Below are 15054 nucleotides of genomic sequence, written 5' to 3'. Positions count from 1 at the left end.
AAATGTGGCATGAAGAAAATAAAGGTTGCAGTAATAGCCCATGGTCTGGGAATGAGTAAAGGATATAGTGGGGAAGGAAACGTTTACAAAACCTTTTTTGAAATGCTTAACGAAAGAAATATAGACTATATAGCAGTAAGCTTCTCAAAACCTTATGACAGAACAATCCCGTCAATATATTCCTTGCCTTTTCACTTACCAAAACTAGATAAGTACCAAAGATTATTAACGTATTTTACAGCCAAAAAAATAAAACCGGATCTCTATCTTAACGCCTCTGGAATACCTATTCCACTTTCCGATATAGCTCCCCACATAATATATTCAGGGGCACCTGCAATATCTAATCTACCTAGCAAATATAATAGGTCATTATTTTGGAAACTCTACTTATTACCGTTTCGTGTTATAATTAACAGAATAAAAGATGAAGCGAAGAGGGCAAAAATAATAGCGAATTCCCGTTATTCAGCTAAAGCAATAGCTGAAGTTTATCAAATTAGTGAACCAGATGTTATTTATCCCCCTGTTGATGTAGAATATTTCCTGAAGGCATATAATGAAAATGAAAGAGAAGATTTCTTCATAACAGTAGCTAGAATAGAGAGAGGAAAAACGCTAGAGAATGCCATACTTTTATCAGCTAAGAGTGGAATAAAAGGAGTGATAGTTGGATCTCTAAATGAAAAGAGTTATCTAAAAAAGTTAAATGAAATGAAGAGAAAATTAAACGCTAATGTAGAAATCTACACTAATTTACCTAGGGACGAATTATCGAAAATACTTTCTAAGGCTAAAGTCTATTTCCATCCCACTGTGGGAGAACACTTCGGAATACCAGTTATAGAGGCAATGGCTACTGGGACAATTCCTATTGTACCCAAAGAAAGTGGAGCTTATGAAGTAGTTCCAGAATTCTCGTATTCAAATATTGAAGAAGCAGTGGATATTCTTAAGGAATTAATCGAAAATAAAAATATAGAACTAAGGAGAGAAATGAAAAGAAGAGCACTAAGTTTTAATAAAGAAAACTTCAAGCAAAAAATTTTTGATAAAATCAGCTCTATAATCTCCTAGCACTTACGATAGTAAACTTCTCTTTCAGAAGTTCAACATAGGAATTATCATTCATATCTCTTGAATATTCCTCTATAACTGGTAATAACTCCTTAAACTCGTCCTCAGTTAACTCTCTGTATTCATATTTGGGAACCCCAATCTTCTCCTCAAACAGTTTCTTAGCGTATTCTTTAGCTTCACCTTTTAATTTATCCATTATCTCAATATATTCACTGTCCTTCAGTGATTCGTATTCTTCAGAAGAAATTAATCCATCAATATACAACGCTCTTAAAAGCCTTATTACCTCATATTTAGGTGGCTGTAATCCTAGTTTAGATGTAGAAATCCTACCTCTTATATATATTCTTCCTCCAACCATACCAGTACCCACAAAATTGCCCACCGGTTCTCCATTAAATCCCTTACCAAAGATTACTATAACTCCGCCCGCCATATACTCACCTAGATAATCATCCACAATACCCCCAATTATAAGGTAAGGTCTTTTATCCTTATACTCCCTCATCTGGATACCAACTCTATTACCTGCGTTACCTTTAACGAAGATTCTACCATTTTGAAAAGTTTGCGCTAATACATCTCTAGCATCGCCATATATTACGACTTTACCGCCATGCATAGTATCACAACAATCATCGGCTACATTCCCATATACGTAAAACTCATTACCTTCATTTAAATTAGCCATTGCATTACCAACAACTCCATAAAGATTAATTCTCAAATTATTTATTCCCATTGCAGGTAAGTTTATCCCGATATACCTATGACCTAGGACATTAGCTACTGTTATCTCCCTCTTTCCTTCCTTAGCAAGTTTGAGAATCTCATAGTTTAATTCCTTATACCCTATATTGTACGCATTGATATCATATCTTTCTGGAAACATTATAGGCGGTGGAGAGAAAGTCATTAACTCTTCTTTACTTCTTCCATAGGATATAACACCCTTATTTAAAGATGCTATAAAATATGAACCGGGCTTAAGAGTCCATACTCTAGCCTTAGGACTTATTTCCCTTATCTCATTCTCCTCACTAGCAACATAGTAATAGAATTCATCTTCACCAATTATTGCAGGCCTAAATTTAGCCCTATCAGCAATTGCAATTAAATACAAATCATCCCCAGCATCATAACCAATAACAGCAGTAAATGGTCCATCTAACCTTGCATTCCTATACAAATAATCAACATCTCTAGATAGCGCATTAAATCTCCTTGAGGGGTTAATTAAAATCTTAATAGCTTCTTCAATGCTTAGACCTTCCTCAATTAATTCCTCAAATAAAAAAGCCAAAACTTCACTATCAGTACCTACAAAGCTACTTAACCCCCTAGAAGTTAAATATTCAACATTAGCTCCAAAAGAACTAACATCACCGTTATGTACTATGGCAACATTAAATGACGAAAACGGATGAGACCAAAACGGATAATATCCCGGTGAATTAGTAGGTTGCCTTGTATGAGCTAGCCATAAATCACCTTCTAACTCCTCAACGTTATATTTTGAAGCTACGTCCCTTGGATACCCCACTCCTTTATATACGTGAAGAGAACTTCCAACACTATATACTCTACCTTTCCTTCCTTCACTATTCCATATGGTCTCATTTATATCCCTTATAGCTTTTTTAATCTGATTCAAATCTCCCAACGCTATAAGATTACAATCACATAAATCTGAATGCTTAGCTATTAATTCTACATTTTCAATTCTTACTCCATGCCTAAGAAAAATCTCTTTTAACTCCTCTGGATCCCCATCATAAAATGCTTTAACTACATAGTAATTTCTCCTCTCCAAATTAAATACAGCAAATCCAGCACCTTTATCGCTTCCTCTATATCTCACTCTATCTATAGCTCTTACCACTAAATTACCCTTTACTTTTGGAGCATTCTTTTTCCTTAAAATACCGAGAACTCCACAACCAGAAGGATAATACTCTACCATTATAATGACCCCGCAGGTTTAATTCTAAGTATCCTCCTAACCTCATAATTCAGATTAATTGAACGTAATAATTCCCTATTTCCGGTCAAAGTGGATTGAACGCTGTAAACTCCAGCAGCTCCAGCAAGTAAAGCTATTTCCTTTTTCATTCCAGCAACGAGACTGAAAGCCTTCTCTTTTAAATTACCCTTACTTCCCTCGCCTATCGCCTTCTCCAAAATGAAATAGGGCATTATAACTGAATCAGCACCTAATAAGACTAATTTAAAGGCATCAGCAGAGTGCCTAAGCCTACTTGATTTGGCTAAAATATCATAATGATTTCTAACACCTACTTCTTTTAACCTAGTATCGAGTTGACTAACCACTAACTCTAAATCACTGTTCCCACTGTCTTCATCAATTATAAATCCTTGAACACCCATTCCCACTACTTCATCAATTACACTTTCATCAGCTGGAATTAAGAGATAGGAATTTTCATCAACATCGTTCTTACTCCATCTCGCAATTCCCTTTCCATCATTACTAATGAAGACTTCAGCGTATTTATCCATGGTCTCATAATCGAAAACTGCCGAGGATAAGGCTAAAGCACTCCAACTAAAGGCCTCCTTAAACTCATAAGGAGCTTCAGATATATCGAAAATTATCGGAAGAGAAAGATATATTTCCCCGCCTTTAAGATAAAAGGAAGTATCTACATCCTCTCGATAAGGATCTATTGAAGGCCTAGTAACTTGTGCTCCATCTGATCTAAGCCAATCTACTATCCTAGCCGGTTTTTCCACATCTGGGGGAGCAGTACTGCCCATGCTAGTTATTACCGGGTTACCCTTATTCATTAACTCATGCATGTAAGCAATAATTCTTCTATTCCATAACTCACCCATTTTAGGATTAGGTTCATCTTCACTACCCTCAATGCCCAAAATTTCTAAAGTATCCTTAGTTAGTCCATGCGCGTAAAGTAAATCCCTCTTACCTCTGAGCTCCTTAACGCTATTCAAACCCAAATTATCTAGAATATTAGCCAACTCCAATGAGAACCCATTAATGAAGTTAATAAGCATTTTAACCCCAAATTCCACATCAACAACCCTAGTTCCATCGATTTTAGCGGTTAACCCAGTTGGACATGAACCAACATGACACTTATGAACCATTACACAGCCCATCGCTATTAAAGCGCCAGTACCGACACTAACCACATCCGCACCTAAGGCAATTAATTTAGCTGCATCAGTTGCCGAGGAAACTCTACCAGCAGCTATAATCGTGAACTTATCCCTCAATCCCTCTCTCCTCAAAATCTTATCAGCGGAGGCTACTGCTAACTCTATAGGTATACCAACGTTATCTCTAACCACAACTGGAGTCGCACCAGTTCCAGCTCCATGACCGTCTATTATAACGCCATCTGCACCCATCCTAGCGATCCCAGAAACTATATAAGGAATGTAATTGGTAGCAGCAACTTTAACGAATACTGGTTTTCCAGTAGCCTCCTTCAAAGCCTCTATTCTTTGCCCTAAATCCTCAATTGAGTAAATGTCGTGATGAGGAGCAGGAGATATGGCATCAATACCTATTGGTATTCTTCTAGTTATTGAAATTGGTTCAGTCACCTTATTACCTGGCAAATGACCTCCAATACCCGGCTTAGCACCTTGTCCAATCTTTATAACTACTCCCATACCAGCAGTTAAAACTTTGATATCAACGCCAAATCTCGCAGATGCCCATTGCACGAAAATTCTCTTATGCTTAGCTACTTCAGGATGCAATCCACCTTCTCCAGTACCGGCTAAAGTTTCAGTCAGATCAGCAGCAGTTGCTATTGCTATATTTGGATTACCACTTAAGGCACCATACGACATATCTCCTAAATATAATGGAGACTTCATATATATTCCAGAAAATTCTAGTTCTAGATTAGCCTTTGGAGTCAAAGAAATGGAAGTTGGCTTATCAAGCTTAAATCTAACCCTATCTAATATTCTCAACGAGTTAATGTCTTCATTAAATATTTTGAATGGCTTTCCAGTTAATGAAAGATATCTGATATGTTCTATTTTCTCGATAGTCCAAAACTCATCATTAAACTGCTTTGGGATTGGTAGATATTTGTTGTATATGAGCAAGCTTACCGCGAAATAACTATAAGAATTATATTATATAACTGTTTATGTGAAATAGTATGGTAAGGAAAAGTTCTAATTTATATAAGGTAACTATAATTTGCTTTCCTTATAAGTTCGCAGATTAAACTATTGATTGTAAATAGTTGAAACTATTATTCAAACCATATGGACAACTATGAATAGTTTTTATATATTTCGTATAAAAATCGAAAAGCGTACGAATAGATAGCTTATAATATGAAAAGTATTCTGATATAAAAAATAAACACGGGTTACCTTAGGCTATATTACAATTTTAGTTATTTTCTTTAGATTATCTAAACAAGCTTACTGAACTTAAATAATTTTACCAAAAGCCCTCATTCTAACTTCCTTTGCCATTTTATTTTTATATAAATAGGTATTTACCGGGGATTTCACTCTCCCTAGCACCAAAATATTATCGATAAAATAGACGAAAGGTAATAGATCAACTTCTAGTAATAAACGGAAAAACATAAATACCTTATAAGTTCACTATATTTGCAGTGCGGCCGTAGTCTAGCCTGGATTAGGACGCCGGCCTTCCAAGCCGGTGATCCCGGGTTCAAATCCCGGCGGCCGCATACATTCTACGTTAATTTGAAAGAGCGTATTATACTCTTTATAAAAGCGTAAATGGAACAGCAAGCCTTATTTTTGGAACAGTATCACTTTCTTATAAATAAAACTTATAAATATAAATAAAAAGTGAAATAGAGTATTTGACACTACATAGCTAAATAAAACTCAGAAGAAGAGAATAGTAGCAAAGCTTATAGAAAGACTATGACTTAGTTCAGCAGCAAAAGCGTTATGTAAAGAAAGAAAAATCTCCAACTAGCACTCCTTTACAACTACTTCAAAATTCATAAATCAAGTTATAAATATAAGCTTTATCCATTATCAGTTAAGACGCTTAGAAAACTCTTGGAAATATACGACATATAAGCTCTAACCCTTAACTTTACGGGAAAGAAGTAGTAAAAACACTCTAGACATGTATATGGGCAAGATTACTACAAATTCGCAGTGTGAATTAGTTCAACTGTCATAGGAGATATAATGCAGTGCCTCTCCCTGATTCTGCTAGAGAATGTTAACGATAAATTTATATCTAAATACACTAAAATTTTGCAAACACTTTTTAACAAGTTCAATTTATTTTCAAGGATGATTTTGTGTTTACTACTGTCACTGATGTGGTCTTCCACTCCCTTAACTCCAAAAGGTTAACAAAACTTTTCAATCGAACTACGCTTATTTGTAGGAAATAACATAACTACTTTAATAACATCTCCTTCAATTGTGAATATAATCACTAAATATAAGTCATTGATGTCTAATTTCACACAAGACGAATAAGTACAATCTGACCTTTTCTTTCCATCTGGATTATTAGCAAACTGTTCTATTTTCCTATCAATTTCCCCCATAAACTTCCATCCCAAACTTATTTGCTAATGTTTGTCCTCTTAGAAGTTTCTGATCTTCTGCATGCTTAGTAAATACAAGCTTAATATACAGTCACCGTACTTACAACTACACAAAGCGAACCAAAATTATCTCTATAACCATCGTAAACTGAAATGTTAGTTACCATGATTTGGACATTTATTTCTTTATCTTGAATTTTAATCCTCCCTGAGGGCCTTCTGATCTCCTTTATTTCTATGATATTTGCAGAACGAGAACTTAGCATCGAAGGATTACATAAAGGCCCAAAAGACGGTTTATCAGTAGTAGCAACTATCACGTTGTTAATTACAATACCTAATTTGTCGTCTTCTTTATACATCTTCACAACTACTGGGATAATCTTAACTATAAGATTCTCTTTTTCAGTCTTTATCTCGTAAACTCCCTCTTGAGATTCAATAACTTGATAATCAGTTATTTCAAGCATTCTTAATCTCCTTAATCAGCTTCTTTAGATCTTCATCATCAGGGATAATTGAAATATAAGAAAGCCTTCCTCGCTCATCTACTCCTATGATTACAAATGCCTCGCCTTCAGCATCTTTCACTGGTTTTCTATCCTTAAACTCAACTAGCAAGTTACCAAACTCATGATCTGCAATAATTTCAATTGGATAATTCATGTAAATATTAGCTGAGACCACGAGATTAGAACTATAAGAGACGTTAAAATTCTGTTCCATATTTATAATATGATGCAATTAATTTAAATAATTAAATCTGACTTCCTCTACTGAAAATGATAGATCAATTTTATTCGTCTCGCTTAGTTTAACTAATTACAATCTACAAAGGAAACTTGAATAGTCAAACCGTTTCACTTAAAAAAGAATTGACTTAGATAGCTTATCGCAGATACTATCCAAATACTGTTTAAGAATATATTTTATTATTCAATGTTTTAACATTACTATACGATTCACCTAATGGTAATTTTAATGATACCCGCTATTTGTGTAGTACTGAGTGCTTCCTATATCGAATGATCAAATCAAAGATCTTATAGCTTGTATAAATATCGTGCTTCCAGACTCTGCTAACATTAATGGTATTAGATAATTGTTACCTATAACAGTTACAAGAGTATAATCTGGTTGTAGCATTAATGTATTCTAACATTTATGTACATTCAAGAAATCCTATCGCAGTTGATGGTAAGTTGTAGCAGTTTCCTTCCATGCGATAGCTCTATAAGAGGTTGAGATGTAAACACAAAGTAAATAAAGCTCAATGAGACCCAAAACTCATAATACGGCTATCTTCACGAATGCACTTTTTCAACATTTTCCCGACAACGAATTCACCGTAAGGTAAAACTAACTTAGCATTATATTTCTCTATTTCATCGCTCCATCTTACTATTTTATTGTAAGCATTTATCTTGTCGTATGTTATGCAAAAGGCTATGCTAATACCCATCATTATGCTTCCTAAAGTGAAGTTTTCTTCAAAAGTGTTCTCACTCATGACTATTGTATCTAATTTAATACCAGTTTGCCTAAGGAAAGTCAATCTAGTCTCCTTAAAATCAATTTGCTCATTTGTAACTATTAACACGTCTAGATCTGAATTCTCTCTATATTTTCCAATTACTCTACTACCAAAGAATATGATGGCCAATACACTTTCTTTACCTTGTTTTAAGATAAGTTCTGTTGCTAATTCAAATAATTCCATATTTTTTGAGATAACTTTCTGCAATCTTAGTCACCTCTTCAGCGTTATCTAATTCCTTCCTTGCACATGTCTTCACTTATATATTCTTCAGGTTCAACTACCTCATTTCCATTTAGAAATTGATATCTAGCTATATTCCATGCGTTGCTTAAGTAGTCTAGGGCTTCTAATACGATATCTAATTCTTTTCCCAGATCTTGCAAATTATTTGCAACGTCTGCAATTATATCATGTTCTCTCTTATACACTAATTTAACCTCAAGCCTAGCTTTAGATGCTTTTCTACGCTCTGTTGTGCATAAAATAAGCATAGAGGATAATCTTTTTCCCCTAACGCTCTTTTAGCCCTATTTATGTCTTTATGTGAAATGAAGTAAAAGGCTTTTGCAAATTTTCTGTACTTGCTAGGAATCACTGCATAATAATTAGTTTTAAGTTATTATAAATCTCACTTATCTAGCTAGAAGCAGTAACATTTAGCATCTAAAATTCAAATAACTAAAAATAATTGTTTAAACGGAGGAGGCCTATAAGGTATTATAAGTCTTTAAAAAACATTTTTTAGCAAAATCGATTTTTATCTCTCTAGCTACTACGAATCCTCAGTTCAAGTTAGTTTAATCATTAGAGGCAAAGCGTGTAATAACTAAAAATTGGACTAATCTACAGAGAGAACTAGTAGGAAGAGGAAACTCATAACAAGAAATGTTGTTTCGAAATTTTAAGAAAGACTTAAGCAATTTTAAGTCACAAATACCCTATTGTCACTTTCCAGATTTTAACATGGCTGAATACTAGTTAAGAATTATTGCTTAGAAATAAGGAGTCCTCAAATAACGAGTGAATTAGATATTACGTTGAATAAATCTGACCTTACGTTAAGTTTAATAAAAATTTTCAACAAAAAGCCTTAAAAAGCATTGCTAAGGAAGCAGTATCTATATTTACTAAGATTATACTATTACATTAAATTCCCTCCATATATCTTTCTACATAGGCCATTAAAGTGCCTAACAACAGACCTTAGGAATAAATTAGTTAGGAATTAGGAGGCTAAAAAAATAAAAAATCTTTTTAACTTATTCTCCTCATTACTAGAACTATTGCAACAATGGCAACTATTATACCTATTATTCCTGCTATTATACCACCATATGCTATTGTGGTTAAACTACCTACTGAACTCTTTAAGCTCGCAACCTCAGCGCTTAAAGCGTTAAGACTTGCACTCAAACTACTTATATTGCTATTTAATTTTGAAACCTCACTATTCAAAGTAGTATATTGTGAAGACAATGAGCTAAGTTGAGAACTTAAGGAACTAACAGTACTGTTTAATTGACTTATCTCACTACTTAAACTCGATATCTCACTTTGCAAATTAGAGATCTGCGCGTTTGCACTTCCTAAACTCTTATTTAGATTAGCTATTGTTGCATTTAGGGATGCAATCTCACTCTTTAACACATTAATCTCATTGTTTAATGCCACAATCGTACTCAGATAGTTTGGTATAGCTGAAATGAACAAGTTATAAGTTACTGTGTGTATACCGTACGTCACGGTTAAAGTACCACTAATTAGATATGAGGAAACCAATGACAGACTTTGTGCAAGCGCAGGTACTTGGAAACTTAATGAGAACGAACCATTGCTCGAAGTTGTAGTAGTGAACGTCTTAGTTCCTATTGTAGGTATGTTAAGAACTAAAGTTACATTGGCACCAGATATTGGAGCTACTGTCGAATTATAAACATATCCCATTAAGTTTACCGTACCATTTTGCATAACTACAGCAGTTATAACACCATTAGCAAATTCTACGAACTGCGGATAAGTATTTTCATACATTGCTAAGTTCTGTAAGGTTAGAATTATTGGAGCTATTTTGGTAGTAGTTACATTAACGCTTATCGTTCCCACAGCAACACCTCCGGCTATTTCAACCGTGATTTGCCATATTCCAATAACGTTAGGGAAGGTATAGGCGTTAGGAACGTAAATTCCTCCCGTAGAGTTAACTGTAGTAGGTATAGTAGCTGCTAAAGTAGAATTAGGGAAGAAGAAATTTATGGTTGCAGCGTCACCAGCAAATTGCTGAGGTACCGCTGCATCAATAGTTATGGATTTCCCTATATAGTATATTTGACCATTAACGCTAGGACTGTAAAAAGTTACATTTCCAGATGTATATACTGCAGTACTTACTAATGCTGCAAGTGAGATTAATATGAGGGTAGATAAAACGAATGTTTTTTTCATAACCTTTCACCTCAAATATGTATGAAGAAAAAATAAAAACCTTTTAACTTGAGATTGCCGTCACATTAGAGTAGACTAGGAAGGTTGGATATAGTGATATTGCTGGTCCTCCTGCAAACGGCACAGCTACCATCACAACAGTATGAGGTTCGCTAGGTGTGGATAAGCTTATGAACTGATAAGCTTGTACTGGAACTTGTAATACTACACCAGGACCTAATGATGGCGAATAGACTGTCTGGAAAGCTGGTGTTCCAGGAACTGGAGTGCCAGTAGTTACATTATAACCTAAGAATGATATAGTCTCTATATAGAACGGATACGCATAAGTTATTGTACTTGTTACTGACAACACTATATACTGACTGGTTGGACTTAGCACTAACGGCTTAGAGTAGTAATAGAAGACCTTATTTTGAGCAGTAGCTGGAATTGATACGCCCAATGGAGATATTCTTATTGGAGTATTATTGAATGCGCCTAATTGCGTAGTGCCAGTTAGTGTCGCATGAGTTACTGGATCTTGCACAGTGAAAGTAACGTTAGACGATACTGGTGATGCAGTATATGGACCAAAGTGATAGCCTGCATAAGTGTATAGATTAGCAGTACCTACAGCAACCTTATGAGAGCCTAACACCACATACATTGTACCGTTAGGACTACTTAAAGTGCCAGTTGCGACGTATAAGTTAACTACTGGGCCATAGTAAACTCCAGTTGTTGCAGTTTCTGGTATGGAAGATATTAAGTTACCACCATAAGACGTTACAAACTTGCCATTCATATATACTATAGTACTCGCATTGCTTGGATTATACATTACTTGCACAGTAGCGTATTTACTTACAATTTCCACTTGTGTTACGGGTATAGAAGTAATGCTTGCATTTGCTGCATTGATATCAAATACCTTAACGCTAGGTTGCTGCACTACAGCATAACTTATCTCAACTGGTATACCAGTGGTTGCATTAATGTACTTCGCAGTTAATATCCATTCTACAGAGCCCGGAGTTGTTGGTGGCATTACGTAGAATCCTCCTACAAGTAACTCTGTCTTGTTAGTTACATATGCACCACTTATAGCATCATGATATGTTATATATAGATAACTTCCATTTAACGCAGCGGTGTTAGGTAATCCCAGCAATGAAGCTAGTGCAGATATATTGAATACAGTTGCTTCAAATAGTGGGCTACATTGAGATACTTCACCTAGGGTTGTAGATATTAATAGCTTGGTAACATTAGCAGGGGATAATATAATGCTCTCATTCATTCCATTTAATTGAACAGTTATAGAGGTAATGTTACCTATGTTGAATCCGTTCTCAACAGCTTCTAATATTCCGCTCTGTGGACCTATAGTTATGCCATTAAAGAATACATAGTATGGATCATAAATTCCGAAAGGCATGTATAGCTTATTCACGAAGAATATTTGAGGCATTATAAGTGCAGGTGTTACATTTGCAAAAGTTAGCGTCACGTTGCTAGTGTGATATTGCCCGGTTAAATTATAGTAATAATAGGATGCGAAGTCTGGACTTACATACCACATTACAATCTTAGTCTTCAATATGTAGTTTAGTGGCATGTATACTGTGATTACGGGAGTATATGGAGTAGTGTTGAATAACGTGTTAACAGTAACACCATAACTAAAGCCTGGTTCAAACTTGAAGGCTACTGGATATACTGCAATAGGCGCATTAGTATAAGTTATTGCAACAGTTTGACCATTTAAGGTGACAGTAAATGTTGTAGACGTTGTAATATTGGGTAACATACCTACAAGCTCATTCTTAACTAACTTAGTACCGTTGTAAATTGCTATATGTAACCCAGCTTGTAAGTAAGAAGGTATAGATATTAGATCCCAAGGACCAGTATAAGTAGCGTTATTCCATTGTGAATTAGCAGTTGAGGTCTCTAACACTGCTCCTGTATCGCTTACTTGAGCCAATGTATACATATTATCACATGTTAATCCACTTATTGGAGTTGTGGGTAGGCTATAGTAAGATGGTAATGCTATATATGCTCTAAAAGTACCTAAAGAGACAGGAAATCCTTGTTCATCTTTACCAGTTACAGACACCGTAGTAGATGGACCCCATACATGTGTTATCACCATGTATATATACCCTAATTTGTTTACGACAAATAATAATGGCTGTAGTACTGTGAACGTTAGTGAAGTTCCAGTAATAGTAGTAGAGGACTCACCAAAGTTAAAGATAGTTTCTATGGCTTCTGTACTTAAATGTTGCAATATATATCCCTTAAATTGCTGATAAGTATATTGTGGCCCTGTATATGGCTCATATGGGAACGTGGGTAGTTTTGTTAGGTTCAATGGTATTTCAGTAACGTTAGCATATAAGACATAACTCATGTGACCGGTAGAAGTTTCCTGAGTAAAGAAGCGCGCTGATATGTTAAACATGATTGCTACTTCTGGAAAACCTACAAATAATGACTTTCCATTATAAATTACTTTGGCAGTATTTGGAGACATAACGTTAGTTGTTAGGTTCATTGGTACTATTGGGGTTATTAGGAACGAGAAGTTACCATATGACCCTGGTGAGGGGAAGAAGTAGAATATCGACCCATTAAATATATTAGCAGTTAATGTAGCACTCCCGTTATTGTACACAAAACCAGTAAACACTATGGGCAACTTACCAGAGAAGTAGTAATTACCAGGTGGCGTTACATTAAGGTTCTGTGAGGTGTATATATAACTACCGGGTTGTTCAGTTAATTCCACATTGTTCTCAATAGCTGTGACGTTTAAGGCTCCATTGAATTGCAATACTACAGGCAATGATGCAGTCTTATAGACTATACTATTATTACTTGTGTTATATATACTAAACACTGGTGATTGGAAATTGGCACTAACGTTTGCTCCACTAGAATATTTAGAAATATTCAAAAGTACGAACCAATCAATTATAGCGGGTGTTTGAGACGCATAAGTTAAATTGAAGTCAAATGGTGCTGACGTTGTAGAGAGATACTGGTCGAATACTGCTACTGTGATATTACTCCTTCCTACAGCATAGGTAGGACCGGGTAATGCTTTAGAATTTGAATAATATAATGGGTTAACTAAAGTTCCAGTTAATTTCACCTGCGGAGATACGGTTACTGTGTATGTGTATCCTCCATAAGAGAATATCAGCTGAGTACCAGCTGGTAGTTTACTTAAGTTTGAATATGTATAGTAAGGATCGACTTCATGTATCAAGAAAGGTAAGCTCAATTCAAACATATTTTGATTAACTGCTAAGCTATCATTAGCATAATTATATATTTTATAGGTCGCTTGACTAGAGCTTAACCCGGTACTTACTTCATATTGATAAACAAACTCTTGCAAATTGCCACCCTTTGGTGCCGCATATGGACTATTAATGCCCCCGCTCGTGTTTAGTACAACAACTATTGCGTTATAATGTGGGTCATAGTAGAATACTTTATTAATCCCATAATTCTTAACTAAGCTCTCAAGATTTAAAGGAAGTGATGTACCATTTGGAAATACTATTTTAAAAGTAGTATCATTTACTGTGTAGTTTACAGCTGCTCCATAGTCAAAAGCGTTTATATTAGCTGCTACTGAGGCATTAAACGTAGGGATGAAGAATAGATTAATAGTTTCTATGGATGTGTTAAAAAGTGATGTAACTGGTGGCAGTGTGTACATTGAGGAACTACTGGATGTTGCTGCTTGTGTTGTTATTAAACCTGGTATTATACCTAAACTAGAGAGGATGAACACGGAGACCAAGATTAAACCTAGGTTTTTATTCATACTACCTCTGCCTCAATCATATCTCAAAATACTTTATAAAGCTTTGTATACGGCTTCTGTTTTAACAAATTACAATATAAAATATCACTAGAGGAGATTTCAAGTTATGTAAATTTCATCGTTATTAGTTTGTTTAAAAAGATATTAAAGGAAATATAAGATCATGCTACTAATTAGCTGCCAATTGCTGATTTGAATTAGGTAAAATAGGGGATAGTGGATTAAGATATTGCTAACCTTCTTCTTTATATCAGTTTTAAATATTTATTAAAGATACAATCTAATTCTTACTTTTACTAGTGGTTTTTAATTAAGATTATCAGCTCAAGTTATAAGATAAACCTTATTTGAAAGTTTTACAAAAACGATTTGATTTTCAACATCCATATAATAAAAGATACATCATGAGAATACTATAGAGAGTTGTAGAATAGACACAAGCCGTGAAAAACTGTTTCTTTTTTCCATAAATAAAGTTTTTATATTTTATATATAAATCTTTTTTATGATACTTAGACCAAAATAAGTATACCAAAGACTAGAAATATCATACAAAACCTTACAAGAGTAAATCAAAAAGCATAGTGTGATCATGTTAGTAT

At 34.7% G+C, this 15054-nt stretch carries 11 protein-coding genes and 1 tRNA gene; 2 read left to right on the top strand and 10 right to left on the bottom strand.

Annotated elements, in window-relative coordinates; genetic code table 11:
* Positions 1 to 9 precede the first annotated feature (9 nt).
* On the top strand, positions 10 to 1077 hold the full coding sequence (locus tag V6M85_RS11780) for a glycosyltransferase family 4 protein (protein WP_338600327.1): 1068 nt from the start codon (positions 10 to 12) through the stop codon (positions 1075 to 1077).
* Here V6M85_RS11780 and V6M85_RS11775 read toward each other — a convergent pair.
* Together V6M85_RS11775 and V6M85_RS11770 are read right to left on the bottom strand one after the other, a co-directional pair.
* Positions 1064 to 3043 (bottom strand): glutamate synthase, encoded by a 1980-nt coding sequence (locus V6M85_RS11775; RefSeq protein ID WP_338600324.1) that lies wholly within the window; start codon positions 3041 to 3043, stop codon positions 1064 to 1066. The two genes, V6M85_RS11780 and V6M85_RS11775, sit on opposite strands and share 14 nt — an antisense overlap.
* Positions 3043 to 5187 carry an FMN-binding glutamate synthase family protein gene (locus tag V6M85_RS11770; RefSeq protein ID WP_338600321.1) on the bottom strand — a complete coding sequence of 715 codons (2145 nt, stop codon included), beginning with the start codon at positions 5185 to 5187 and terminating at the stop codon, positions 3043 to 3045. The genes V6M85_RS11775 and V6M85_RS11770 overlap by 1 nt, the downstream gene beginning before the upstream one ends.
* A gap of 529 nt (positions 5188 to 5716) precedes the next feature.
* Here V6M85_RS11770 and V6M85_RS11765 point away from each other — a divergent pair.
* Positions 5717 to 5792: transfer RNA gene (locus V6M85_RS11765), tRNA-Gly, on the top strand.
* A gap of 645 nt (positions 5793 to 6437) precedes the next feature.
* Here V6M85_RS11765 and V6M85_RS11760 read toward each other — a convergent pair.
* From V6M85_RS11760 to V6M85_RS11725, 8 genes are all read right to left on the bottom strand, one after another.
* Positions 6438 to 6641, bottom strand: coding sequence for a hypothetical protein (locus V6M85_RS11760; RefSeq protein ID WP_338600318.1), 204 nt, complete (start codon positions 6639 to 6641; stop codon positions 6438 to 6440).
* A gap of 80 nt (positions 6642 to 6721) precedes the next feature.
* Positions 6722 to 7111, bottom strand: coding sequence for a hypothetical protein (locus tag V6M85_RS11755; protein ID WP_338600316.1), 390 nt, complete (start codon positions 7109 to 7111; stop codon positions 6722 to 6724).
* Entirely contained in the window at positions 7104 to 7367 is a 264-nt protein-coding gene (locus V6M85_RS11750) for a hypothetical protein (RefSeq protein ID WP_338600314.1), read from the bottom strand. Before V6M85_RS11750 ends, V6M85_RS11755 begins: the two co-directional genes overlap by 8 nt.
* Before the next feature lie 544 nt (positions 7368 to 7911).
* Positions 7912 to 8385 (bottom strand): nucleotidyltransferase domain-containing protein, encoded by a 474-nt coding sequence (locus V6M85_RS11745; RefSeq protein WP_338600312.1) that lies wholly within the window; start codon positions 8383 to 8385, stop codon positions 7912 to 7914.
* Between the two features lie 20 nt (positions 8386 to 8405).
* Entirely contained in the window at positions 8406 to 8609 is a 204-nt protein-coding gene (locus tag V6M85_RS11740) for a hypothetical protein (protein WP_338600310.1), read from the bottom strand.
* Positions 8609 to 8776: a HEPN domain-containing protein gene (locus V6M85_RS11735; protein WP_338600308.1), complete on the bottom strand. Its 168-nt coding sequence runs from the start codon at positions 8774 to 8776 to the stop codon at positions 8609 to 8611. The genes V6M85_RS11740 and V6M85_RS11735 overlap by 1 nt, the downstream gene beginning before the upstream one ends.
* 659 nt (positions 8777 to 9435) lie before the next feature.
* Entirely contained in the window at positions 9436 to 10623 is a 1188-nt protein-coding gene (locus tag V6M85_RS11730; protein WP_338600306.1) for a glycosylated S-layer protein, SlaB, read from the bottom strand.
* Between the two features lie 43 nt (positions 10624 to 10666).
* Positions 10667 to 14452 (bottom strand): glycosylated S-layer protein, SlaA, encoded by a 3786-nt coding sequence (locus V6M85_RS11725; protein WP_338600304.1) that lies wholly within the window; start codon positions 14450 to 14452, stop codon positions 10667 to 10669.
* Positions 14453 to 15054: the final 602 nt, after the last annotated feature.

This window comes from Sulfolobus tengchongensis (assembly GCF_036967215.1).
GTDB lineage: Archaea > Thermoproteota > Thermoprotei_A > Sulfolobales > Sulfolobaceae > Saccharolobus > Saccharolobus tengchongensis_A.
Note: the sequence above shows the minus strand (reverse complement) of the source record. Positions and strands in the feature narration are given on the sequence as shown.